Origin of the sequence: Leptolyngbya sp. PL-A3, assembly GCF_039962325.1 — a bacterium.
Taxonomy (GTDB): domain Bacteria; phylum Cyanobacteriota; class Cyanobacteriia; order Elainellales; family Elainellaceae; genus Vacuolonema.
The window spans coordinates 1-23,984 of the sequence record NZ_JAMPLB010000031.1; the positions used below are offsets into that span (position 1 = coordinate 1).

A 23,984-nucleotide genomic window follows, 5' to 3' on the forward strand; every position below is an offset into this window, starting at 1 on the left:
TGGCTCAAACGTGGGTGTTAAACGTTCAGCTTTTAGAATAGAAGCCTGAAAGCCAGTGATAACAGGGATGATAGAAAATATTAAGAAGCTCTCAAATGACCTTTAGAGGGCTGGGTTGAGCAGGCTGAGCACTTAGCCTGCTCAACCCTATCTCAACTTACAACCCAAGATACTCACGCGTGCTTTAAAGCAAGCATTAGACATCAAACCTAAGATATTGTATTGCTCGCGAGGCTAACGGCAAAACATCTTGGGTCTTGTGTTTAATCATGCTCACCGATCCATCACAAACGCAGTTTGTATGAGTTGACGTCAGACGTGTAATACGCATCTTCGGCTATGTTCTTATTCATCAGGACTTACGCATTTGTGTTGTGGGTGGGGTGCAAAGCACCCCACCCACAACACAAATGCGTAAGTCCTGTTCATATGTATGACATGCAAACACAGGTGAACACTTTGGGTCGTACTGCCTAACGTTGGCTTCATAAAAATAGTTGTGAGGAAAAATCATTGGGATAGACTGACAAGTCCTTCAGCACAAGCGTTCTACCCAGAAGCCCCCTCCCCCTATTCCTTCTACCCTAGACGCCCCCTATCCTGTTCTGCGTTCTGACTCTACAATCAAAACTGGTTTCTGTCTGCTCTTTAGGGGAGTACATAATGAGCGATTCGGCCCAGGTTCTCCGAGTTTTAATTGTTGAAGATGACCCAATGATGCAATTGGGCCTGGAGCAATCCCTCACAAGCCAGCCCCATTTAGAGGTCGTTGGTCGTGCTGATGATGGCTACCTGGCCGTAGAAGAAGCCAAAAAACTGAAGCCTGACATTGTGGTAATGGACATCGGCTTACCCCGTTTGGATGGCATCGCCGCCACTGAGCGGATTAAAGCTGAACTGCCCAACACCCGAGTAGTTATGCTGACGTCTCATACAACAGAGAATGAAGTAATTGCAGCTCTCTCCAGTGGAGCTGACGCTTATTGCGTCAAAGGCACAACGGTAGAACGTCTGCTAACAGCCATTGATGCCGCTCGAGATGGTGCCAGTTATCTCGACCCGGCCGTTGCCCGTTTGGTGGTTGAGCACCTGAAAACTCCGAGCCAGGAAGTGGATTCAGCGGCGATCGCCCAACTTTCTCAACGGGAAGTGGAAGTGCTCAAGCTGATGGTTGAAGGGCGTAGCAACCCTGAAATCGCTGCCGAACTTTATCTCAGCCCTAACACTGTAAAAACCCATGTGCGTGGCATCATGAATAAATTAGCCGTAGACGATCGCGTTCAGGCAGCTGTTGTTGCATTACGCGCCGGGTTGGTTTAAAGCCCTTCTACTGAATGTTTTAAGAAATAGCGATGAGCACGTCACGTTTTAGGACTCTCATTCGTAGTATTTCATGAGCAAATGCTCACCCTTATCTTTGCTATTAGGCCTGCATCAGTTATGTCAAGGACAGAGCAGTTCGTTCACTTAAGCGACACTGAAGAAATTGTCACACTATAAATCCTTTTGTCAAAGATTTACTTTAATATGAGGGTTCGCGTGTTACCAGCCGTTTCCCAGTTCGAAAATCTGACAGAAGCCAGAAAATATGCCTTGGGTTTGACAGACGAAAATTTGTCCAGGGATTAGAATCGAAATGAATGCTAGTCGGCGTCATCCCGGAAAACGACTTAAACGTGTTTTCCTAGTCGAGTGTTCTAATTCACCTGATGAGGGGATGTAATCGCCTCGTAGAGCCAGTAATCAATACGGCCACCCTGTGAAAACCACTGGTTTGTGAATTTCACACGGTACGCAGTTGTAGGCTTTAAGTTACTACAATGACATCTGTTTGAGCCTAAGGCTTCAGGAAGCCCCCACCCTGTAAGCGCTACCTAAGGTCTTTCTCCTTAGTATCTCCCTTCGTCGTTGATCTTCAACGGCAAAATCCCATTTTCAAAATGCCCCCTTGGGACTGTCAATTCTGAGTGAGCCATCCTGGACACATTGGTTATGACTACATTGGATCAAATCTATCGATTCTTCCAAAACCCACCGCCGTTCTACCTCAATAAAGAACTTGCTGTGTGTTATGTTCTCGCTGTATTGCTGGAGCATGACTCTTATGGGACAGAACTGATTCAGTTACTGGAGACAGAGTATCCTAGTTACCGTCTTTCGGATACTGTTCTCTACAGCGCATTAAAGTTCCTTGAAGACGCTGACGCCATCACGGGTTACTGGAAAAAGGTTGAAGGTCGAGGACGACCTCGGCGGATGTACCAAATCACATCCAGTTGGAGACAAAAAGCTCAAGAGTTGGCGTCACTATGGAGTGATTACGCCAAAAAAAAAGATAACCAACTCGTCAGCTCATAAACCGTCGGAGTAACTCAACTTTTCTTGAGAATCAAGGCAAAAGATAAAACAGCTCTTCGTGGATATCTTTATGACCACGGGCTCATTGTCTATTAAAGTCATGCCGTTCTTAAACCAACAGGATGGCGAAAGTCTACCGAAAGATAGATAAAAATCGCCGCTCTTAATGCTGACTTCAAAAAACTGAACGGCACACTTGTAGCAATGTGTGACTTATTCCGGGGGTAGAGAGGCGAACATAGTCTCTACCCCCTTACTATTGCCAATTTGAATTCAAAAAGCATGCATTTTACGCATGCATTTAATCAAGGTTGTTCTCAAAGACGAATGTACTGATTCATATCGAAGCATTCGAACCAGACAATCCCAGGAATGCTTAACTTCCATTTCAGAAATAGAAGTTAAACAACAGCAATATATGCAAAATTACCATACTCCATAAACAAAAGTATACAACTTGAGACAGAAATCTCCCTTAAGAGAGATGCAAGCGCCTAGAATGTAGAATGACTTCTGGATTTAAAGGAGAAATATCTTAGCTTTATCATCGAGCTGCCTTTTACTTTATTGGCATAAAATAAAAGGCTGAGGACATGAGGAAGTTGGCAAAATCTCGTAAAGTAGGGATGTGCGGTAAAGAGAACTAGCCTCAAGTTAGGCCAGATTATTACCAAATACCTTTAGTGCCTCGGCTTCCTACCAATGGATATTCCTGTCCTTGCCTCAACAGTACTGCTAACCCTGCTGCTTGCCGTAGGGCTATTCTTTTTCATTCGGGCTTCAGTCAAAGACCGAACAGAAGTGGTCAAGCTCATAGCCGAAGGGGAGCAAACTTCTTTTCTAGAAACCTTACAGCAGTATTTCACGGAGCGGGCCTATCAGATTGCCACAGTAGATGCAGCTACGAATCAAGTGATTTACGAAGGAACCGTACGCCCCAGTTGGTTTCTAGCGATTTTCCTGAGTGCCTTAGCAGGAGTGGGGTTGCTTTGTCTGACGCTTGTTCTGGCCATTCTATTTCCGTCAGCACGGTTAGTGTTGCCAGGGCTCACGTTATTAGCGCCAGTAGCAGGAGTATTTTACTGGAAACAGGCCGGGCGGCGGGAACGGGTAGCCCTTCAGGTAGAAGCAGTTCAGACAGATGCCTCCTCTCTGGTGAATGTTTTGACCGTTAAAGCGCACCGAGATGAGTTGATACAACTTCAGCGATCGCTCAACCTATCACCTTATCCAGAACCACCCCAGGCCTAATGAAGCTCAAGGAGGGCGGGGGTTGAAACCCTACCCCTTTAAACGTCGAGAACCACCCCAAGGCTAATGAAAATGACGGAAGCAGGGATAGTTATTTTTTTCTATTGATTCTGGATCAGCTATCGCTATTGTAAAGACAGGTTCATCCCTGTTCTTCTAAAACTGCGGAAGGGTACTCGTGAAGGTAAAACCGTTGATTCAACGAATTCGGGTGCTCTGGGAACAGGCCATGAAAATGCTGTTTCCTGTGGAACAGAAGGACTACGTAATTTGGCGACAGCAGTTTCTTCGACGGCGGCTGGGGTTAACGTTAAAAATTGCCATCACAGCCTACCTTACCTTTATTATGCTGCGGTTAGTCCCCAGCAACTTTCGTCCAGACGAGGGGCTGGCCTGGTTGATCATGGCAACGGCATCTCTTGGGTGCCTATCAGGGTTGCTGGCTTTCCATAACAGTCGCTTGGGGTGGAGTTATCCGGCTGTCACCTTTCTGGGAGCTTCCTGGTCAATCACCCTGACTGAGCAGCTGTGGGCCACCTTGCAAGGAGTAGCCTTTCCAGGGATTTTTTCGTGGACGTTAGTATTTCTTACGCAGGCGACGTTGATGCCAGTGCGCTGGCCGCTGCATCTACTCGCTCAGCTAGGGGTGCTGACTTACTATGTGGTAGTCAATGGAGTACTGAATTTCAAGCAGATAAGCGGTTCTGACTGGAATATTTCACTCTGGTTATATCTGTTTTGGTTCTGTAGTATCTGCAATATTTCGGTTTTTCTCTATGAACGACTACAACGTGCTGAGTTTCGTGCTCTCAAAGAGCTGGAAGCTGAGCGGGAAAAGTCTGAGCGGTTGCTGCTCAACATCCTGCCTGAAGCCGTCGCGCAACAACTGAAGCAGGACCAACGCACCATCGCAGAGCAATTTTCCGAAGTCTCCGTACTGTTTGCAGACATTGTAGGGTTCACAGAAATGTCAGCGGGTCGTCCGCCTGTCGAGATTGTCAATCTACTCAATCAGATTTTTTCGGAGTTTGACTTTCTGGCAGAGACCCATGGCTTAGAAAAAATCAAAACCATTGGAGACTCCTACATGGTCGTAGGAGGGTTACCCATTGAGCGGGCAGATCACTTAGAGGCGATCGCCGATATGGCTCTGGATATGCAGCAGGCGATCGTTCGTTTCAGCGAGATCACGGACCGTCCTTTTCAGATGCGGATTGGGATCAACTCGGGGCCTGTGGTTGCTGGAGTTATTGGGGTCAAAAAGTTTATCTATGACCTGTGGGGTGATACTGTGAACACCGCCAGCCGCATGGAAGCCTACAGTGTGCCCGGCGGTATCCAGGTCACAGAGTCTGTCTATCAGCGGCTTAAGAAGCGCTATGACCTGGAAGAACGGGGAGAAATCAGCGTTAAGGGAAAGGGCAGCATGCGAGTCTATCTGCTGAAAGGGAAGACCCAAAATCGCAACTCCGCGATCTTTCGGCGTAATTGAGCGATCGCAGAACGGGAAATTGATGGCCTATCCCTGAAAAGTTTTTTCGTGGGCCTCGCGTACGAAGAAAAGGCCCTTCCAGCAAGCTTTAAAGCGCGCTCTATAGTTAGTTAGGACGTTAGAAGCTATGGTAGGCAATGCATTCAATAGCCTCTAACGTCCTAACTAACCCGGTCATAGCAATAGTCAATGGCATGGGAATAAAAGGGGCGATCGCTCCATTACAATACGTAAAGAATCTGAAAGGGACAATTGATTCGATGCGTGTTGCAATCGTAGGCGCGGGGTTGGCGGGGTTGGCCGCAGCGGTAGAACTATCCGATGCAGGCCATGAGGTCGAGATTTTTGAGGCTCGCACCTTCATTGGCGGTAAGGTGGGCAGTTGGGTTGATGGAGACGGCAACCATATTGAAATGGGGCTGCATGTCTTTTTCAACAACTACTACAACCTGTTTGCTCTGATGCAGCGGGTCGGTGCTTTTGAAAACCTGCTGCCCAAGGAGCATGTCCACACCTTTATTAATCGTGGCGGTGATATTGGCACCCTCGATTTTCGCTTCCTGATTGGGGCTCCTTTCCACGGCCTGAAAGCCTTCTTCACCACAGGCCAGTTAACTCTTCAAGACAAGATTCAGAATGCGATCGCCCTCGGGACCAGTCCCATCGTTCCAGGCCTGCTCAACTATGACCTGGCCATGAAACTGATCCGGGCGCTGGACGATATTAGCTTTGCTGACTGGTTCCGGCAGCATGGAGGATCTCAGCACAGCCTCAAGCGCATGTGGGATCCCATTGCCCTTGCTCTCGGATTTATTGATACCGAGAACATTTCTGCCCGGTGTATGCTCACCATTTTTATGATGTTTGCTGCCAAAACAGAAGCATCCCGGCTGAATATGCTGGCAGGTTCCCCGGATGAGTATTTGCACAAGCCCATCCTGAACTACATTCAAGAACGGGGCGCGAAAGTTCATACCCGCCGCCAAACCCGACGCATCCTGTTTGAGGAGCAGAACGGTGAGACGCGGGTGACAGGGTTGGCGATCGCCAACGGTGACTCTGAAGAAATTGTCACCGCTGACGCTTACCTGGCAGCCTGTGACGTACCGGGCATTCATCGGCTCCTCCCTTCGGAGTGGCGACAGTGGCCTCAATTTGACAACATTTATAAGTTAGAAGCCGTTCCTGTGGTAACTGTTCAGCTACGCTTTGATGGCTGGGTGACTGAAATGGAGGACGATGAGCAGCGCAAGCAAGTGAACCATGCGGCAGGGATTGATAACCTGCTCTATAGTGCTGATGCAGATTTCTCCTGTTTCTCCGATTTGGCGCTCTCTAGCCCGAAGAACTATTACCGCGAGGGACAGGGTTCACTGATGCAGGTCGTGCTAACCCCCGGCGATCCCTTCATCAAAATGAGTAATGAGGACATTGCTCAGCATGCGCTCAAGCAGATTCATGATCTATTCCCCTCATCCCGTGAGCTCACCATGACCTGGTTCAATGTGGTGAAGCTGGCCCAATCCCTTTACCGGGAACAACCCGGGATGGAGCCTTACCGCCCATCTCAAAAAACACCGATCCCCAACTTTTTCCTGGCGGGAAGTTACACAGCTCAGGACTACATCGATAGTATGGAGGGGGCCACAATCTCCGGTAAGCAGGCAGCAGCGGCTATTTTGGAGCCGACTGGTTACCAGGTTCAGGGAGAAGGGCTGTTCCGATATTAGGATTTAAGTTGCCATTTCAGCGCTCCATGCAGGAAGTGGCAACCTCCCTTTACTTTAGAGGTTAATTTTTCAGGTGTTTTTTCCAGACATTACCTTCATTCATCCACCTCTACCCGCTGTTTCCCATGACTGACTGGCTCGAACACACCGTACAGATCGAAGTGGAAACTCCTGTGCAGCAAGTCTGGGAGTTGTGGTCAGATCTGGAGCAGATGCCCCGTTGGATGAAGTGGATTGACTCGGTCAAAGTGTTAGAAGAGGACCCCAGCCTTTCCCGGTGGAAGCTGGCCTCGGGCGGATTTGAGTTTAGTTGGCTCTCTCGCATTACTAAACTGACAAAGTATCAAATCATTCAATGGGAATCCGTAGATGGCTTGCCTAATCGAGGAGCCATTCGCTTCTATGACCGGGGAAGCGATCGCAGCATCGTTAAGCTCACCATTTCGTATGGTATTCCCGGCATCCTGGGCAAGCTGATGGATAACCTGTTTTTAGGACGGGTAGTCGAATCCACCATCCATGCAGACCTGGAGCGCTTCCGCACTTACGCACAGAGCGCTTATGAAAATGCGCAACCTTAGGTTATCCCGCATATCTCAATACATCACAAAAGCTGGGTTTTGAAGTTCTCTTACAAAAAAGCAGCAATTCTCATTTTGGAATCCAACCCGAAAATAGCCTGCCTTCGGCGGGCTATTTTCGGGTTTCAAAGCTGAGAATTGCTGACAAAAAAGAAGGTGGATGCAAAGCATCCACCTTCTTTTTATATAAACAGTTGATTAGTCTTCGCTAGGTTGCTGCTGGGTACGGCTTTCTAGCCAAATGGGAAGCGCGATCGCCGCCACCAGCACAACGGCTGCTACAAGCCCAAATTGGGTCATTAATGCGAGCAACCTCTGCAGAGGCACCATTTGCCCAACGAAGTAAGACACGGAGATAGTAACAAACCCCCAGATCATGGCTCCCGCTAAATTGCAGAAGAAGAACTCAACATAGGGCATACCCGTGATGCCTGCTAGAGGACCCGCGAAAATCCGCAGCAAAGCAATGAACCGCCCAAGAAAAACTGCTTTTGCAGCATTTTCGCTAAATTTTGTCTTGGCTTCTAATAACTTTTCGTCACTGATACGAAATAGGTGACCGATGCGCATTACCAGGGGCCAGCCACCTGCTACCCCCAGCCAATAGCCAAAGTTATCTCCCAAAACGGCTCCGGCGATCGCACAGAGCAGTACACCCCGGTAGGTTAAATCCCCATTGCCTGCTAAAAAACCGCCTACGACGGTAATAGTTTCACCAGGGATTGGAAGCCCTGTATTTTCTAGCAGAATTCCGACAAAAACTGTCCAGTAACCGTATTCGTGGACCAACTCCTGGACGGTCTCCAGGGAAATAAGCTCAAATGCCATGGGGTGCCGTGACCACAAAAGTTAAGGAACGTAACCCGATCATCCCTCTATTCTAAGAATTGTGTCAACGGATTGCTATGAGCGTCCCATAAAGATGATCCCCAAGGATCTGACACGTAGAAAGAAGTTTCCTATTACTATCCTACAGCGATCGCCAGATCTATTGATGAGCCACTGGATAGAAGGTTGAGCCCGGATGGCAATGATGGTGCTAGAGAAAGCCTGTACCTAACCTCAGTTCGGGATAAGCTGCAGTGCTTATTTTGGCGTGCGCAAAGCGCACGCCAAAATAAGCGTTTTCGAGTGCCGCGCGTTGCGCGGCACTCGAAAACGCCCTTAACCCAAACTCAGGTTACCTAATGGAGAACATGTGGGGGGAGAGACGAATTCGATCCATCTCTCCCCCCACATATTGGAGTAATTTTTCGTGGGGCAAACCCACGAAAAATTTTGGGTTAGGAGGGGTCACGAACTAGCAGCACCGGGCAGTTGGCATAGACCCGCACATAGTCTGAGAGGGATTGGCCCAAGAGCCGATCCAGGTCAGGTAGACCTTTAGCAATAGAAGGGCGGCGATCAGGAGAACCCAGCACCAGCAGGTCTACATTCAATTCTTCGGCAATCTGACAAATACGCTCACCAGGCTTGCCTTCGGGAGCAACCGCTTTATAGCTCACGCCCAAACGTTTGGCTTCGGCGATCGCCGGAAGCAATACCGGGTCCTGTTCGGGGTTGGGGAGGATATCGCCTGTCTTCTTCATTTCTGGGTTCGTGTGAACCAGCACCAACTGTCCGCCTTTGGTGTCTTTAATTAGATTGAGTGCGACTTTGAAGGTGTCCTTAGAGGAGTCAGATTTATCCAGGGCGACCATGATCCGGTTGATCTTTTTAACATAAATGTCGTCCTTCACCAGCAGCATGGGGCGAGAGGCCAACTGGAATACATACTGGCTCACAGAGTTTTCCAGAATGGACTGAATCCGCTTGAGACCTCGAGATCCCATAATGATCAGATCAGCTCCAATTTCATCAGCAACCCGCACCACAATATCTTTAGGGTCACCCTGGCGAAGAACGGGATCCACACGCTGAGGATCTAAACCCAAATTCTGAACAGCGCTGGAGAGGATCTTGCCTCCTTCCTCAAGCCGATTGGTCATTCCCTCGGTGGTTACCTGAGGAGGAACCACATGCAAAACGGTTACGGATGCCGCCTGCACACTGGGGATTTCCATTAGCATCTTGAGCACTTCTTCCGTCTGGCCCGTCCCTGAATCGGCCAACAAGATCTTTTCAATCCGCTCTAGCATAATTCCTCTCGCAAATAAGTATCTTGGAAAAGCCTTAAGCCGTAAGGTCTAAAACGTTTTGCTAATCGCAAAGGAACCGCGTGGGAGTAAAGGAGATGATTCTGGCACTCTGAGCCACCGTTAAACGGCAGAGCCCGCACCAAAACATTACTCAACACGCATGAAAGCCTTCATAGGCACGATTTCCAGCTTACGCGAAGACCCTGAGGTGACGCACAAATGATGTAAAAATTGATGTGGAAAATCCACCCCTTGCAACGTTTAGTAATATTTCAGGTCATTTTATGGAGCCGACACTCAACTCCACTGCGGCCATCCAACGGGCGTTTCAGGTCACAGACGACGGTTGGTTCGAATATCCCATCCACGTCTACCCCCACCACACAGACTACGGAGGCATTGCCTGGCACGGAGCCTATGTTGCCTGGATGGAAGAGGCTCGGGTTGCCTATCTACAAACCCTGGGTATTCAATATGCCGATCTAGTGGCTCTAGGTTGCGAGTTACCCGTTGTCGATTTGTCTATTCGCTATCATCGCTCTCTACGCATGGGTGACTCCGCTGTTTTGAAAGCGCGAACCAGTGGTGTAGAAGGGGTACGTCTGGTGTGGGATTATCAAGTTCTTTCCCTGGATGCTCAGGATCTCTATGTCAGTGCCCAGGTAACACTCGTAGCTGTTGATCGTGAGAAGGGCAAGATTATGCGTCAGTTGCCCCCAAGCGTCAAAAATGCGCTAATGCGGTTAGCAACCTGATCCGCTTGACCTTGAGTTCGGGTAAGGTCATTTTCGAGGGCTACAGGTTGTATGTCCAAACAATGGCCTGCCCCCGACAGGGGTTATTGAGGATATTGAATGCCAACGCTCAGCCGTCCTACCCCCAGAACCCGCTGGCAAATTCCGGGTGTTCTTGCCATCACGATTTTTGTCAACTATTTAGATCGTAATAATTTAGCGCTAGCTATTCCGCGTATAGCTCAGGATTTTGGATGGAGCGATCGCGAAATTGGCTCCAAGGGCGAACTCTTATTAGCCGCTTTTTTTCTCTCCTACGCCGTCTCAAATATGCTGCTCAGCCCGTTAGCAGAGCGATTCGGGCCTAAACGAAGTGTGATGGGGGCGATCGCAGCCTTCTCTCTCGTCACACTTTTGAGTGGGCCGTTGGGATACTCCTTCGGCGCATTGGTACTCCTGCGATTGCTTTTAGGGTTAGGAGAAGGCGTACATATCCCCATGTCGAGTGCGATTACCAGCCGCTGGTTCATGCCGGAAGAGCGATCACGCGCCAATGCTATTTGGGGAAGCGGCATTCTGGTGTCTACGGCGATCGCCCCGCTACTTGTGGTTCCCCTCATTCAATTTTGGGGATGGCGATCCACCTTTACGGTTCTGGGTTTTGGAGGAATGCTCCTCTCCATTCCCCTGGTTTACTTCCTCATTCCCAATGATGTAGCTGAAGAGACGGATTCCTCAGAGACCATCACCACCCTTGAGCCGAAAGTCACAGCTTCCCCTAGATATCGTCGCGATTTTCGTTTTTGGCTAACCGTTGCCGGGGGCAGCCTGAATGCTTTTTGCGCATTCGGGCTCCTGAACTGGTTGCCAACGTATTTCAACCGGGCTAGAGGAATTGATTTTGAACAGTTGGGATGGCCTTTAGCTCTGGTATTTGCGGCAGGAATCATGGGTATGGCATTGATGGCTTATCTCGGTGACCTGTTACAACGGCGCACTCAGGTGGCTGGAGTTGGGTTCTTGATGGCAGGAGCCATGGTTTATTTAGCATCCACCACAACCCAGATAGGGCTGGTCGTGCTGTGTTTTGCGATCGCCGTCTTCTGCCAAAGTGCCTACGGGGCCCAAGAATATGCCATCGTACAACACCTTCTTCCTGTGGAGCGGGTGGGAGCAGGAACAGGCTTTTATAACGGGTTATCCGTACTGTTGGGTGGAGTAGGCGGATCGCTCATCCCAGGCTCGATTGTGGCTGTAACGGGCAGCTTCGATGCGGGTATCTTGAGCATTGTGGTGGGCGCGTGGCTAGCAGCTGCCATCATGCTTGTATTATCCCGAATGCTTCGATACTAAATTTTGGTGTTGCTAAATAACCTCAGTTCGGGATAAGCCCAAAAGCTCATTGTTGCGTGCGCTTCGCGCACGCAACAATGAGCTTTTTCGAGTGCCGCGCGTTGCGCGGCACTCGAAAAAGCCCTTAACCCAAACTGAGGTTAAATAGGGAATGAAATGAGTGTAGGCAATGCCTCTTGCTTACACTCATTTCATTTTTCCTTAAACAATTATTCTGAATAGAACTTACGCATTTTTGTTGTGTGTAATGGGCTTCGTACAGCACGCACAACAAAAATGCTCATGCGGGTTGGCCCACAGCAGTACCGTCTTCGGGGCCTGATATTTCCTTATTTTCTTCAGTGATATTGCTGTTGCATAAGACTTTCGGCAAAAAACATCACCTCTTCAGCACGTAAATTCCGTATTTTTTATTTTGGAAGTTGTTTCTTCTTATATGAATTTCGGCTTCAGAGTTCACCCGTGTTATGGATCCCTCGTCCGCTTACTGACCGGATATCTGAACAATAGAGACAATCGTATGACTGATGATCGCTATAAGCTATTTCCGTAAAATAACGTTTTCTAAACATTCTTTTAGAAAAATTGTGGGAAATTTCGGGTTTGCAATTTCGTCTGAGACAATTATGATCATTTCACGCTCTTTCAAAATACCTACTTAGATGGATGATTTAAGCTGGCTAATTGCCCTGCATCCAGCAGGACGGGAAGCTGTCGGATTTACAGACTATGACTTCATGCCGGCTCCCCGGCTAGCATACGATGACGCTTATATGAAGGGGTGGAATGACGCCCATAGTATGGCTACTAAGATACAGAAAAACAAAAGCTGCTCCATGAGCCGTTCTTAAGTCCTAAGGCCTTTAGAAAACACGATTTTTGTATCCAATCAAAAAATTCAACTCGCTCTAAACAATTTCAAACAGCTTCTTTGTTTTTCCTCGCTATGCGATTGCCAGTTTAAAAGAAGGGTGAAGGCTATACCTTCACCCTTTCTCGTTTTTCAGCCAAAGTTAGGGCAGTGCATTGTACTGCCCTAACTTTGGCTGTAGATCGTAGAACTTAAGCAAGCCCGTTATATTTCGCGTGCTTCACTGTATATGGCATTCGAAGCACACCACCAACAAGAATGCGTCAGTCCTGGATAAGCTATCTCGTCTGCTGCTCAATCTGCCGAACAACGGTAAGAGCTGAATAACTTACCCCAGCGGTTCCTTCCCCAGGGTGAGTCGAGTCACCCACCAACCATACTCCTGGAACCGGTGTTCGATTGGCAAAACCAAAAGGACCAAAGGTAGAAACCCGTTGTCCAATCCCTCCAACAATGCCGCGATCGCGCGCCGTAAAGCGAGCAAACGTACGTGGGGTAGCGGCCTCTTGATAGCAGATTGTTTCGGGCGTGAGGCGAAAATACCGGGAAAGACGGGCGATCGCCACCTCCGTATATTCCTGCTTTAAGCCCTCGTAGTCTGACGTTTTCCCCCAGGCATCTGGGTCCGTAAAGGAGGAAGCAATGACCGTAGCACAGCCCTGGGGTGCGCGCCCGTCTCCCGGATGGCTAACGGATACAAAGAGGGAGTTATTTTCGCCGATGGGGCCGTCGTAGTCATAGAGAAATTGCAGATGAGGCGGGCAGTCTTCTGGGATTGCATCCTGTGTGACCCCCAGGTATACGACAAACGCCCCGGAAGACGGGGGTAGCTTTTCTACCCGCTGCCCGTAGCCCTGAGGGGCTGCATCTCCGAGCAACCGCACCAAATCCTGTGCCGTAACATTGGCGACTACGTGATCAGCGGATTCAACCCAGGTGTTTCCTGTTTTTTGATTCCTGACAGTAACCCCTGTAGGGCGGCCGTTCTCAACGTGGATTTGTTCAACGGTATGGCGGAGATGGAGTTGCCCTCCGTCCCGTTCCAAAGAGGTCACGAGGCGATCGCTCAATACCTGCATGCTGCCCTGTAAATGAAACAGGCCGTGAGGCTCCTGCGAAACGGCTAGAGCCGTCGCCGCGTAGAGGAGCGCTGTTTCCTCAGCATCGACCTGCGAATACAGCTTGAGTTGTAGATCGAGGAACGTGCGAAGACGGCGATCGCTCCCTAAGCCATACCAGCGTAGGACTTGCCCAACCGTGGAAAACGTATGGGGCACCGTTACCAATGTTCCTGGCCGTAGCGCTTGCACCAGTTGCCCTAGATCCCACAGGTTGCGAGGTGGTAGCACCGGATCGCGCGATTGAAAAGCCCAGCTCGCCTGAAACAGATCGGCCATGAGTTGCCAGAAGGGTTCGCTGCCTGGAAACTGCCGTTGCCGCTCGGCCTGCCATTTTACAGGGTCGCGCCAAACCCGAATAGGTTCTGACTCATCTGGGAGATAGACGGCACAGGCGGGGTCACAGGGTACCGCTGGCGGCAGGTCTATACCCAGCTCCGAAAAGATGCGATGGTGAATACCTCCAGGCTCTAACCCTGCTACCTGAGTTGCCCCTACATCAAAGGTAAAGCCCCGCCGCCGGAAGGTTGAAGCACATCCCCCCGGCACCAGCGCCTGATCAAACAACTGCACACGATAGCCCCGGTGAGCCAGCAAAGCTGCCGCCGTTAAACCACCGATACCCGCACCAACTACGACAACCCTGCAAGGGTCAGCCCCATGGACCATGGGTTTACTCACACTACTTAATAAAGCTTAATACTTCTATCTTAAGCGGAGTCATTACGAAATCACAATGATATGTATGAATAGAATGATGGTTGGGCACTCTGAGCCTAGAATGCTAGAAAAAACTGCTCCCCAGGGTTCTGTAAAAGAACGTCAGGTTTCCCTGATATTGCGGCTGGATCATGAAGATACGGAGATAGATCCGGCCAGCTTCCTGGATTGACCATTAAGATAGTTTAAAAGCGCGTGTCTGTTTTCATGGCCCAAACTCTTCTAGAACCGACCCTCCCCCGTCGCCTTAACGCTCCTCACGTCCATCGCCTCCCCAACGGACTGACCATCATTGCAGAGCAGCTGCCCATTGATGCGGTAAACCTGAGCCTCTGGTTAGGGGTTGGGTCTGCTGCCGAGGCCAACTCCATCAATGGTATGGCTCATTTCTTAGAACACATGATTTTCAAAGGCACCGAGCACCTTCAAAGCGGTGAATTTGAACGGTATGTGGAACAAAGGGGAGCTGTAACCAATGCAGCAACCAGTCAAGATTACACCCAGTACTACATCACCACAGCCCCGCAAGATTTTGCGGCACTAGCTCCTCATCAGATTGAAGTGGTATTGAATGCAGCCATTCCTGATGAAGCTTTTGAACGGGAACGGCTCGTGGTTATGGAGGAGATCCGGCGATCGCAGGATAGCCCCCAACGCCGCACATTCTACCGCTCTATGGAACTGGCCTTTGATGAGCTGCCCTATCGGCGAGCTGTCTTAGGACCAATCGAAAATATTCAAAACTTCACTCCCCATCAGATGCGGCAGTTTCATCGCACCTGGTACAACCCCCAATCTATTACAGCTGTAGTAGTGGGGAATCTACCTGTGGAGCAATTGATTCAGGTCGTCACTGAGGGATTTGATCAGGCGATCGCCCGTCGCTGCTTTGAATTTGAAGTGGATTCCCTGCCCCTTCAACCCCTGTCTTATCAACCAGAAGCTCAGTTCTCTGGGATTGAGCGTCGCAGCTACGTCGACCCTACCCTTCAGCAGGCTCGCTTGGTGATGCTGTGGCGGGTGCCTGGTCTGTTGCAGTTAGAGCAAACCCATTCTTTAGATGTGCTGGCTTCGGTATTGGGCCGTGGACGGACATCTCGCCTGGTGCGGGATTTAAGGGAAAATCGGCAGCTGGTCAACAGCATTTCGGTCAGCAATGTGACCTATCGCCACCAGGGGTTGTTCTACCTGTCGGCAACACTGCCTGCGGAGAATTTGGAGATTGTGGAGGAGGCGATCACTCAACATATCGAGCAACTTCACTCCTCTCCAGCAACGGAAGCTGAACTTCAGCGGATTCGGACGCTGGTGGCAAATCGCTTTGTCTTTGCCAATGAGACACCGAGCGATCGCGCTGGTTTGTATGGCTACTATCAGTCAGTTGTGGGGGATTTGAAAGCTGCAATTACCTACCCTGACCTGATTCAGTCCATCGAACTAGAAGATCTTCAGGTAGCAGCCCAGCAATACCTGACGCCCGGTGCCTACGGCATTGTCACCCTGCGTCCTGAATAGGACGATTGCCCAAAAAATAGGCGTAGTGCAATGCATTACGTCTATTTCTGTCTTTCATGTTTCAAATAGGTGGATGGGTGTGGTGAAAGAGGCACTTCGTGCCTCTTTCACCACACCCATCCACCTATTTGATGACTTCAACAGTTTTGATTTGGGATGTCATTGATATAGCTATTTTCGCTAAGAAGGAGTGAGGCAGTGCAACGCGCTGCCTCACTCCTTCTTAGCGAAAATAGCTGAGAGTATAAAAACCTCAGTTTGGGTTAAGGGCTCTTTCGAGGGGCGCGCAAGGCGCGTCCCTCGAAAGAGCTCATTTTGTCGTGCGCATAGCGCACGACAAAATGAGCTCTTGGGCTTATCCCGAATTGAGGTTATAAAACGGTTGTAGTTCTTTGATAAAAAAGAGGCTGAACTTTAAATGTTCAGCCTCTTCCTAACAGAAACTACGAGTTCAAAGGGTGCCTAGAGCGCTCCAGCAGCGGTGCGATCGAGTACTCCAGAACCCAAGTGGGTAGTGATATTCATCGCATGGAGGAGGGGGCGGGTTCCGGCTCCCTTGGGATAGTCGATGACACTCACGGCACCGTTACCTTGCTTGAAGACCCAGAAACCTTCAGGGCCAAGGCCGACCAGGTGGCAGAGGATGGCCTTATTGATCGCGTCGTGGGCTACGACCAGGGTGGTGGTTGGACGATCGCTTGGGCAAGACGCCACAATTACTTCCCAGGCGGCGATCGCCCGATCCCAAACCTGTTGCAAGTTCTCCCCTTCGGGCATCTGTACCGTTTCGGGCGCGACCTTCCACTGATCCAGTTCGTAGGCGTAATCCACTGCAATCTCAGATTCCAGCTTGCCCTCCCAGAGGCCGTGGCTGATTTCCTGAAGCTCGGGTTCCAGCTCCAGCGTTACCGATGGATGCGGCTTGAGAATAATTTCAGCGGTTTCCTTGGGGCGCAGCATAGGACTGGTAACAGCCCGATCGATGGGCACATCTTGTAAGAAGAAGGCCGCTTTATCAGCCTGAACGCGCCCCTGGTCATTAAGAGGCACATCAATTTGTCCCTGGAAGCGCTTATCCCGGTTCCAGTCCGTTTCGCCATGGCGCACCAGCAAGAAGCGGGGGCCGCGGTGTCCCTTACGTATGGGGGGTAGCGGATCTCCCAGGTGAGCCGTCAGGTTGACCGATTCAAACTGCACCTGGTCGCCCAATTCACCTGAGAAATTAAGGACACTGATCCCGGCATTACTCTGATGAATGATGTTGTAGTACTCCGGTGCGAGGCCGGCGGCAGCGCTCAGCAGGCAACGATTAATGCCACTGTGAGCCACGACCAGAATGGTTTCGCCTTGGTGGCGGGATAGCACCTCATTCCAGAACTGTTTGGCCTGCTCTCGCAGTTCCAGCACTGGGTAAAATTCCTCAGGGCCGTTGGGGGTAGAGCGAGTCATCTTCAGGTCGTGGGGGCGATCGCGCCATACCTTGACGCTATCAGGGTACTTTTCTTCCACTTCGGTGAAGGTCATGCCTTCCCATTCGACCAGATTAATTTCTTTGAGTAGATCTGTTAGGTGCAGTTCGGGAGCAGAATCCTGCTGAGCCAGAATCAGCTCGGCGGTTTCCTTAGCCCGACGCAGGGGACTGCTATAAGCGGCTTTGAAGGTTAACCCTTGCAGTGCCTGCCCCGTCAGGTGGGCTCCTTGGCGCCCCTCCTCCGACAGGGTGGAATCGTCGCAGTGCCCTTGTACCCGTTGCTGTAGGTTGTAGGAGCTCACACCGTGCCGTACCAGAATGACGCGAGTAGCCAGAGCCGTACCCTCCTGAGTTGGTAAAAAATCATGCCAATATCAGAAGCATTTTACCCCCAGGACTTACACAATGGGATCGGCGAAACCCCCTTGTCGGGCATTGAATCTCTACCATTATGGTCTGGGATCATTGATTTGGCCGAGTGGCCACACAGTCCCTCTATGCCAATAGGATGGGCTGCTCAAGAGCTTTCGCACAGCGTAGGTTTCCAGCAAATTATGCTGCTTTTATCATCCGGGCGATCGCTGCCTCATCCTGGATTCGAGTGCGATAATGCCAGAGCATGGTTACGCCAGAGCAACGTGTAGGAAAGCCGTTTACGTGGTTGCAACGGAAAAGCGAATGAAATTGGTGACACCGAAACGATTAATTTTGGCTGCCCTGACCGTGATGGTGGTAGCTCTAGTTGGCAGTTCTTTGCTTGGCAGTTTAGAGAAACCCCAGATCACCAATCGCCTGGAACTGTATCAAACCAACCTGATATTGTCAGCGACGGGCATGTCAGATGCAGCCCCGGAAACGGAAGTCCAGGCCCAACTGCGAGAGGCCGTGTTAGGAAAAGAGCCCCTCAAAACAGCTCAGGAAGATTATCAAGAAGTGCGAGAGTCGGTACAAACCGAGCTGAACGGTTTACAAACCCGGCTGAAGGAAAATCCCGCCAGTGAGGTCACAACAGAAGGAGCGCCAACGTCCGAAATCCTGACCCTAGTTGATCAGCAGCGACGGTTATTGGCTCAGTTGGATTTGCAGATTGGTTTACTTCAGGCGGAGCAGGGGGAGGTGAACGCTGCTCAGCAAACCTGGGAAGCCTTAAGCGATCGCCTTCGCTCCCCTCGCACAGAACGAGATGCGGCGATCGCCCGCACCACGAAAACAGTTCAGGGGCTTTGGAACCAACCACCCAATATTGAGGAGGATGCCAGTAGCCAGATAGAAACCACATTAGAAGGCTGGTTTCGGGCGGTCAGTTTGGAGCGGCTCTACGAGGTGCAGCAGAATTCAGCAGCCTTGACGGCGCTGGAAGGGGAACAAGAAGCGATCGCCCAACAGACATTACTGAAGCTCGCGGTCATTGGTGTACTTCCAGGAATTGCTGCCGTTACGGGTATTGGCCTCTTTATTTTTCTCGTCATTCAGCGGATAACGCGGGGCAAAGAAGCTATCCTCTCCTTTCAGGCAACGCCGTGGGAAACCCCGTGGACCTGGGAAACCGTATGGCAGGTGCTCATTGTTGGCTTCTTCTTTATGGGCCAGATTGTGGTGCCGCTGCTGTTGAGTTTGCTGCATCTGACCTTTACAGGGGTTGGAAGTAGCCGTGTTCGGGCAGTTTACACGCTGGTCTACTACCTCACCATGGCCAGTTCAGCCTTGCTTGTGCTCTTTTTCTCCATTCGCTCTCACCGTCCGTTACCCGACGCCTGGTTCCGTTATCGTTTCCAGAGCAACTGGCCGTTATGGGGGGTTGGAGGCTATTTGGTAGCGCTACCACTCATGTTGGGTGTTTCGTTAGTGAATCAGCAATTTTGGCAGGGGCAGGGCGGAAGCAATCCACTCCTTCAAATTGTTCTTGAAGAAAACGATCCCCTGGCTCTGGGATTATTCCTCTTCACAGCGGCGATCGCCGCTCCCATCTTCGAGGAAACGCTATTCCGAGGATTTTTGCTGCCCTCGCTGACCCGCTACTTGCCAGCAAGTGGGGCGATCGCCCTCAGCAGCCTGATTTTTGCGATCGCTCACCTGAGTCTTTCGGAGGTTTTGCCGTTGACGGCGTTAGGGGCAATTTTGGGATTTGTGTATGTGCGATCGCGCAATCTACTAGCCCCCATCCTGCTGCACTGCCTGTGGAATAGCATTACGATGATCGGTCTTTTCATCTTGGGTAGCGGCACAGCTTCCAATTAATAACGTTATAGAGCCTGTACCAAAAGGAGAGAGGCGGTACGTTGCGCCGCCTCTCTCCTTCTAATAGACCTCCTGCGTGAATCGTTGCGCGGCCGCGCAACGATTCATACCAATTTGAAAACCAAACATCTGCACTGGGTTCTGTTCTAATTGGTATCACGCAGGATGGCTAGGAGTATAGAAACAGATGGAGGTGACCAAAAGCCACCTCCATCTCCATCAACTCCGTTAGCCCGTTTCTCGACAGGGTTTATTCAAGCTGTTATGGCTATGGAATACCGGCAGAATAGCTGCATTCCATCCCATAACAACCTGCGCCATAACCATCACTCTAACCGCGCTTTGCTTGGATTTTTTTGCGCTTAATCCCATAGCCCATACCAGCAGCCATGACTGTGCCCAAAACCGTCAAAGGTTCGGGAACAGGCTGACCACCGCCACCGCCACTGGTTTGGCTAGGCTTGAAGACAAACAGCGACGCATGAGACAATCCTCGACCCGCACGGCCCGAACCATCTAATGCTACGCCGATGGTGTTGAACGAACCGGTGGTGAAGTTGCTCACATTGTTAAACAGGTAGAGGCTGTAGGAAGTCCCTGCTTTCAGGCTGAGGGCGAAACTGCCACTGAAAGGAGAGCTGAATCCCCAGGAACCCTGAGAGTTGTTGTTGTTCGCAAAGAAGCCATAAGTATTGGAGCCACCATCGGACTTGCCACCCAGGCTCCAATCCCCACTACCAACAAGGGATTGGAACAGGCCGGCATCCAACGACCCTTCAGCCGTACCTTGGGCTCCAGTATCATTGCCGCTGATAGGCCCCTGGCAAGCACTGGCAAAAACAGTACCGGCTGCGGTGCTTCCCGAGACGTTGGTTACACTGCAAGCAGTTTGAGTTAATGACGTAGATGTTTGAGTTTGGCTCTGTTGCTTCTGAGCAGCAAATGCTTCGCTAGGAGCCAACATTAATCCCGCCAGGACGATGGCGGAGCCAGAGAGTGCGGAGACAAGGGATTTGAAGTGGGCCATCGTGACGGTTCTCCTTGAGTGGGAAGAATTCAGGGCGGTGAATTCCGGTTGGTATCTGCATCTTAGGCGGGCCACCCATGGAATGTAATCCTGGAACACACAGATTTCGCGATCGCTTTGTATAGGAGAACACTATTTAAAGGCACTATAAATCTCCTCAATGAAAATCATCAGATTTTTTAATAGAAAATCCAAAACCATTGCCCGGAGCCAGTTCGAGCGTTTAGGAATAAACGAGGTTTGCTCCGAAAGGGCTTTGCGTAATGGTACAGAGATGCCAAAACAGTTTTTTCCTCAAATTTAAAGCGATTGCCGGTGGTTAAGTGCCGTGTGTGAAATACACAACACTCAACCACCGGCAACAGTCCTGTTGTTAGATGCCAGCAACCTGGCCATAAACCAGAGCCCTAGGCTCTTTCGTTGGCTATGATGTCACGCTATTTCGCTGGAACAGCCCACCAGGCGATCGCGTAGTTCTGTACTGGATCGTTAGCCTGATCCCGGTACACCACGCGAATCTTATAGCGGCCCGTCTGCGGAATCTGGTGGAAGATGTGCTCAACGCTATCTTCTGGACTGTTAGACGCCCAGAGCCGGCTTTCAATGCCATCATCTTCAGCCCGCAGCAGATAAATGTCGAGATTGTTCAGCCCCTGGTTGTCGAAGGTTTCACCAGGGTCATAAAGGCCATTATTATTGGCATCTTGCAGGTTGACTTGGCGATCCCAAGCGAGGGTAGCCGAGATAAAACTGCCCGCCTGCAAAGGCTCGTCAATGACGTAATCCCGATAGGCAGGAGCACTGTCATCCAGCCCCACAGTGCGATAGTCCCAACCAATAGCCGACACGGGTGCATCGGCGCTCTGTTGACCTGCCGAGAATTGCTGGTAGGCCCGGTAAGCATTTAAGTGCCCAGTTCCCATGTTGGCATCCAGAGGAACGTCTTCCCGTTGGTAGGCATCAGACTCGAGCCAGTTGGCATTGCGCTGGTTAGCTGCGGTTCGAGTCATACCCAGTAACAAGCCATCTCCGGCATCTTGCAGTTTGTCAGCCGAGTTCATCATGACTGCCCGCATGACCTCATGACGACGAGCATCCAGACTCCAACCATCGGCTTGCTCCCGGAGTTGGCGATCGCCATACTCCTGCAACAGGGCCACCGTCGCCGTTACATGGGGAGCTGCAAAGCTAGTGCCGCTGATGGGAGGGGATGGATTGCCATCCGGTTGAATGGTTTGGACAGCACTGCCAGGAGCCACAATGGAAATCGAACGGCGGGAACCCTCGTTACTTTCGGGAGGACGGCCCTGGAAGGAGGGGGGTTCACTTCCCAAATCAGAAAAGCTGACCTTGCGGTAAACCCCGTCTATGGCAATGGAATTAGCCACGGTCATGCCGTTATAGAGGTCAGTGGGGATGGGAATGCCGCCAAAGCCCTGATTCCCCGCAATCACATAGAGGACGTTGTGGGTCTGGGCTGACCAATCCACGCAAAGGGTTAACAAGGCGTTGCCGTCGAGGGTTGCGTCAGGCCGCGAATCTTGAGATAGCGGTTCGCCAAAGCTGAAATTGATGGCCCGCACATCATCATTGTTTTGAAGAGCTACGGTTTGGGAGGCAAGGCATTCTTGCTGCTGCCCGCCCCCCCGATCGAACCCGGCTGCGGCAGAATACAACCGAGCATTAGGTGCCACCCCAGGTAGCCGCTTATCCTGGCTGATCATGACGCTGGCTACACTGGCCGCATGGTCATCTACAAACTGATTGGCTATAGCGCTCCGATTTTGAATGAAGAGTTGAGTGGGACGTACTGTAAAGTTTTCAGCAGCGGGCTTATCCAAACCAAAACGGGCCGGACGCCCGACTTCAACTTGACCGATGCTGATTTTACGTCCTGTCAGGTTGTAGGGCTCGTCATGAAGTCGTAGAGCCTCAATACCGCCCTCTCCCGTAGAGCTTTGTAGAGCGATCGCCGGCACCCCAATCAGTGCTAGAGCTACGCCCCAGGCTGATCTCCTTAGAAAAATCAGCTTTTTCCGCTGAACCATACATGACATCCCTTAATCTCTGCTTAAAGTTTGAGTAAATACTGACAATTTCCTTAAGATCAATGAGCCGAGAAGACTTCACATTTTGTTAAACTGAATACCAAGATATAGAGCCAGGAGAACCCACCCGCCATGGTCCACACCCCATCGAGTAAGTCAACAGTAATTTCACCCTCCATCCTATCAGCTGACTTTAGTCGTCTGGGGGAAGAGATTCAGGCGGTGGATCAGGCTGGTGCTGATTGGATTCACGTTGATGTGATGGACGGTCGCTTCGTCCCTAACATTACCATCGGTCCCCTGATTGTAAGCGCGATTCGCCCTTACACTCAGAAGCCTCTTGACGTGCATCTGATGATTGTCGAGCCCGAAAAATATGTTGAAGATTTCGCTAAAGCGGGTGCCGATATTATTTCGGTTCACGCTGAGCACAACGCATCCCCTCACTTGCACCGGACTCTGGGCCAAATTAGAGAGCTTGGTAAGCAGGCTGGGGTTGTACTCAATCCGTCCACTCCGCTGGAACTGATTGAGTATGTGCTGGAACTCTGTGATCTCGTGCTGATCATGAGTGTGAACCCCGGCTTTGGTGGTCAGAGCTTTATTCCTGAGGTTGTGCCCAAGATCCGGAAGCTGCGCCAAATGTGCGATGAGCGTGGATTGGACCCCTGGATCGAGGTGGATGGAGGCCTTAAGGCCAACAATACCTGGCAAGTGCTGGAAGCTGGTGCGAATGCGATCGTGGCAGGTTCTGCCGTGTTCGGTGCGAAAGACTATGCTGAAGCGATCTCAGGCATCCGCAATAGCAAGCGGCCTGAGCTTGTGACCGCTTAATTCAATTCATTGATTAGCTGATTGACGTGGGGGCGAATGGTTATTCGTCCCCACGTCTTTTAGATAGGCGAGCGCCCACCCATTGCTCAATTTCCCCCAGCTGGCCGTACACGCAATCAAACAAACACGTAGAAACAGGCCCAATCGGGTCAATGCCTAAAGAAGTGCCGTAGCGCCAAGATTTCACCGGACCATACACGGTTTGAAAGAGTGTATCCGGTGTTTCAGGAGCGGCGGCAGAATTTACCATAGCCCATTTACAAGCTCTCTTGGCACTGTAGCGTTCTGTCCATACTTTTTACCCGCGCCTTTACTTAACGCACGCGGTAACAGGTTGCACAGAAGGGAAGTGGCGATCGATGTAATGCTGCGATCGCACGCAAGTGTACTTAATCGCTGGGTTCGCTCAAGGTTCTGTTGCCTGGGCCAATGCTGCTAGAAAAATTGATTGCCCGCCCCCAGAGACCCAGCGAGTGATTTACCACACGCTGCCGCCAAGGAGTTT

At 50.7% G+C, this 23,984-nt stretch carries 20 protein-coding genes; 13 read left to right on the forward strand and 7 right to left on the reverse strand.

Annotation, left to right across the window (positions count from 1 at the left end):
• Positions 1-663: 663 nt before the first annotated feature.
• The 6 genes from NDI52_RS21040 (at position 664) to NDI52_RS21065 (ending at position 7,412) form a co-directional block, all read left to right on the forward strand.
• On the forward strand, positions 664-1,320 hold the full coding sequence (locus NDI52_RS21040; protein ID WP_190789429.1) for a response regulator transcription factor: 657 nt from the start codon (positions 664-666) through the stop codon (positions 1,318-1,320).
• 672 nt (positions 1,321-1,992) lie between these two features.
• Positions 1,993-2,358, forward strand: a complete 366-nt coding sequence (locus NDI52_RS21045; RefSeq protein WP_190773637.1) for a PadR family transcriptional regulator — start codon at positions 1,993-1,995, stop codon at positions 2,356-2,358.
• Positions 2,359-3,060: 702 nt separating this feature from the next.
• Positions 3,061-3,609: a cofactor assembly of complex C subunit B gene (locus NDI52_RS21050; RefSeq protein ID WP_190773636.1), complete on the forward strand. Its 549-nt coding sequence runs from the start codon at positions 3,061-3,063 to the stop codon at positions 3,607-3,609.
• 193 nt (positions 3,610-3,802) lie between these two features.
• Positions 3,803-5,101 (forward strand): adenylate/guanylate cyclase domain-containing protein, encoded by a 1,299-nt coding sequence (locus NDI52_RS21055; RefSeq protein ID WP_190773635.1) that lies wholly within the window; start codon positions 3,803-3,805, stop codon positions 5,099-5,101.
• Between the two features lie 260 nt (positions 5,102-5,361).
• Positions 5,362-6,831, forward strand: coding sequence for a 9,9'-di-cis-zeta-carotene desaturase (gene zds / locus NDI52_RS21060; RefSeq protein ID WP_190773634.1), 1,470 nt, complete (start codon positions 5,362-5,364; stop codon positions 6,829-6,831).
• 125 nt (positions 6,832-6,956) lie between these two features.
• Complete coding sequence (locus tag NDI52_RS21065; protein WP_190773633.1) at positions 6,957-7,412, forward strand: SRPBCC family protein; 456 nt, start codon at positions 6,957-6,959, stop codon at positions 7,410-7,412.
• 198 nt (positions 7,413-7,610) lie between these two features.
• On the opposite strand, the gene NDI52_RS21070 is transcribed toward NDI52_RS21065, so the two are convergent.
• Positions 7,611-8,240, reverse strand: a complete 630-nt coding sequence (locus tag NDI52_RS21070; RefSeq protein ID WP_190773632.1) for a DedA family protein — start codon at positions 8,238-8,240, stop codon at positions 7,611-7,613.
• Between the two features lie 455 nt (positions 8,241-8,695).
• The gene (locus tag NDI52_RS21075; RefSeq protein WP_190773631.1) at positions 8,696-9,550 is read right to left on the reverse strand and encodes a universal stress protein; all 855 of its coding nucleotides are present in this window, start codon (positions 9,548-9,550) and stop codon (positions 8,696-8,698) included.
• A gap of 284 nt (positions 9,551-9,834) precedes the next feature.
• On the opposite strand from NDI52_RS21075, the gene NDI52_RS21080 reads away from it, so the two are divergent.
• The 3 genes from NDI52_RS21080 (at position 9,835) to NDI52_RS21090 (ending at position 12,488) form a co-directional block, all read left to right on the forward strand.
• Positions 9,835-10,305 carry a thioesterase family protein gene (locus tag NDI52_RS21080; RefSeq protein ID WP_190773630.1) on the forward strand — a complete coding sequence of 157 codons (471 nt, stop codon included), beginning with the start codon at positions 9,835-9,837 and terminating at the stop codon, positions 10,303-10,305.
• 99 nt (positions 10,306-10,404) lie between these two features.
• Positions 10,405-11,637 (forward strand): MFS transporter, encoded by a 1,233-nt coding sequence (locus tag NDI52_RS21085; RefSeq protein WP_190773629.1) that lies wholly within the window; start codon positions 10,405-10,407, stop codon positions 11,635-11,637.
• Positions 11,638-12,299: 662 nt separating this feature from the next.
• Positions 12,300-12,488 (forward strand): hypothetical protein, encoded by a 189-nt coding sequence (locus tag NDI52_RS21090; protein WP_190789428.1) that lies wholly within the window; start codon positions 12,300-12,302, stop codon positions 12,486-12,488.
• 298 nt (positions 12,489-12,786) lie between these two features.
• Here NDI52_RS21090 and crtD read toward each other — a convergent pair whose 3' ends face one another.
• Entirely contained in the window at positions 12,787-14,295 is a 1,509-nt protein-coding gene (gene crtD / locus NDI52_RS21095) for a C-3',4' desaturase CrtD (protein WP_190773675.1), read from the reverse strand.
• A 258-nt stretch (positions 14,296-14,553) separates the two neighbouring features.
• Between crtD and NDI52_RS21100 the strand changes: the two genes are divergently transcribed.
• Positions 14,554-15,861: a pitrilysin family protein gene (locus NDI52_RS21100; RefSeq protein ID WP_190773628.1), complete on the forward strand. Its 1,308-nt coding sequence runs from the start codon at positions 14,554-14,556 to the stop codon at positions 15,859-15,861.
• A 462-nt stretch (positions 15,862-16,323) separates the two neighbouring features.
• On the opposite strand, the gene NDI52_RS21105 is transcribed toward NDI52_RS21100, so the two are convergent.
• A complete protein-coding gene (locus NDI52_RS21105; RefSeq protein WP_190770085.1) occupies positions 16,324-17,667 on the reverse strand; it encodes a histidine phosphatase family protein in 1,344 nt (447 codons plus the stop codon).
• A 30-nt stretch (positions 17,668-17,697) separates the two neighbouring features.
• On the opposite strand from NDI52_RS21105, the gene NDI52_RS21110 reads away from it, so the two are divergent.
• Positions 17,698-17,976 carry a hypothetical protein gene (locus tag NDI52_RS21110; RefSeq protein WP_190770081.1) on the forward strand — a complete coding sequence of 93 codons (279 nt, stop codon included), beginning with the start codon at positions 17,698-17,700 and terminating at the stop codon, positions 17,974-17,976.
• 13 nt (positions 17,977-17,989) lie between these two features.
• Entirely contained in the window at positions 17,990-19,570 is a 1,581-nt protein-coding gene (locus tag NDI52_RS21115; protein ID WP_348256514.1) for a CPBP family glutamic-type intramembrane protease, read from the forward strand.
• Between the two features lie 331 nt (positions 19,571-19,901).
• On the opposite strand, the gene NDI52_RS21120 is transcribed toward NDI52_RS21115, so the two are convergent.
• The gene (locus tag NDI52_RS21120; RefSeq protein WP_199307821.1) at positions 19,902-20,597 is read right to left on the reverse strand and encodes a PEP-CTERM sorting domain-containing protein; all 696 of its coding nucleotides are present in this window, start codon (positions 20,595-20,597) and stop codon (positions 19,902-19,904) included.
• A gap of 437 nt (positions 20,598-21,034) precedes the next feature.
• Positions 21,035-22,645: a S8 family serine peptidase gene (locus NDI52_RS21125; RefSeq protein WP_190770080.1), complete on the reverse strand. Its 1,611-nt coding sequence runs from the start codon at positions 22,643-22,645 to the stop codon at positions 21,035-21,037.
• A 132-nt stretch (positions 22,646-22,777) separates the two neighbouring features.
• On the opposite strand from NDI52_RS21125, the gene rpe reads away from it, so the two are divergent.
• Entirely contained in the window at positions 22,778-23,479 is a 702-nt protein-coding gene (gene rpe / locus NDI52_RS21130; protein ID WP_190770079.1) for a ribulose-phosphate 3-epimerase, read from the forward strand.
• Between the two features lie 40 nt (positions 23,480-23,519).
• Here the strand turns inward: rpe and NDI52_RS21135 are convergent, their stop codons facing one another.
• A complete protein-coding gene (locus NDI52_RS21135) occupies positions 23,520-23,729 on the reverse strand; it encodes a hypothetical protein (RefSeq protein ID WP_190770086.1) in 210 nt (69 codons plus the stop codon).
• Positions 23,730-23,984 lie beyond the last annotated feature (255 nt).

What these genes read in the sequence shown, in the direction of transcription:
- rpe (WP_190770079.1), top strand. Translation starts at nt 22,778, where the DNA reads ATGGTCCACACCCCATCGAGTAAGTCAACAGTAATTTCACCCTCCATC.
- NDI52_RS21050 (WP_190773636.1), top strand. Translation starts at nt 3,061, where the DNA reads ATGGATATTCCTGTCCTTGCCTCAACAGTACTGCTAACCCTGCTGCTT.
- NDI52_RS21085 (WP_190773629.1), top strand. Translation starts at nt 10,405, where the DNA reads ATGCCAACGCTCAGCCGTCCTACCCCCAGAACCCGCTGGCAAATTCCG.
- zds (WP_190773634.1), top strand. Translation starts at nt 5,362, where the DNA reads ATGCGTGTTGCAATCGTAGGCGCGGGGTTGGCGGGGTTGGCCGCAGCG.
- NDI52_RS21125 (WP_190770080.1), bottom strand. Translation starts at nt 22,645, where the DNA reads ATGGTTCAGCGGAAAAAGCTGATTTTTCTAAGGAGATCAGCCTGGGGC.
- NDI52_RS21110 (WP_190770081.1), top strand. Translation starts at nt 17,698, where the DNA reads ATGCCAATATCAGAAGCATTTTACCCCCAGGACTTACACAATGGGATC.
- NDI52_RS21100 (WP_190773628.1), top strand. Translation starts at nt 14,554, where the DNA reads ATGGCCCAAACTCTTCTAGAACCGACCCTCCCCCGTCGCCTTAACGCT.
- crtD (WP_190773675.1), bottom strand. Translation starts at nt 14,295, where the DNA reads ATGGTCCATGGGGCTGACCCTTGCAGGGTTGTCGTAGTTGGTGCGGGT.
- NDI52_RS21120 (WP_199307821.1), bottom strand. Translation starts at nt 20,597, where the DNA reads ATGGCCCACTTCAAATCCCTTGTCTCCGCACTCTCTGGCTCCGCCATC.
- NDI52_RS21075 (WP_190773631.1), bottom strand. Translation starts at nt 9,550, where the DNA reads ATGCTAGAGCGGATTGAAAAGATCTTGTTGGCCGATTCAGGGACGGGC.
- NDI52_RS21090 (WP_190789428.1), top strand. Translation starts at nt 12,300, where the DNA reads ATGGATGATTTAAGCTGGCTAATTGCCCTGCATCCAGCAGGACGGGAA.
- NDI52_RS21070 (WP_190773632.1), bottom strand. Translation starts at nt 8,240, where the DNA reads ATGGCATTTGAGCTTATTTCCCTGGAGACCGTCCAGGAGTTGGTCCAC.
- NDI52_RS21040 (WP_190789429.1), top strand. Translation starts at nt 664, where the DNA reads ATGAGCGATTCGGCCCAGGTTCTCCGAGTTTTAATTGTTGAAGATGAC.
- NDI52_RS21065 (WP_190773633.1), top strand. Translation starts at nt 6,957, where the DNA reads ATGACTGACTGGCTCGAACACACCGTACAGATCGAAGTGGAAACTCCT.
- NDI52_RS21135 (WP_190770086.1), bottom strand. Translation starts at nt 23,729, where the DNA reads ATGGTAAATTCTGCCGCCGCTCCTGAAACACCGGATACACTCTTTCAA.
- NDI52_RS21045 (WP_190773637.1), top strand. Translation starts at nt 1,993, where the DNA reads ATGACTACATTGGATCAAATCTATCGATTCTTCCAAAACCCACCGCCG.
- NDI52_RS21080 (WP_190773630.1), top strand. Translation starts at nt 9,835, where the DNA reads ATGGAGCCGACACTCAACTCCACTGCGGCCATCCAACGGGCGTTTCAG.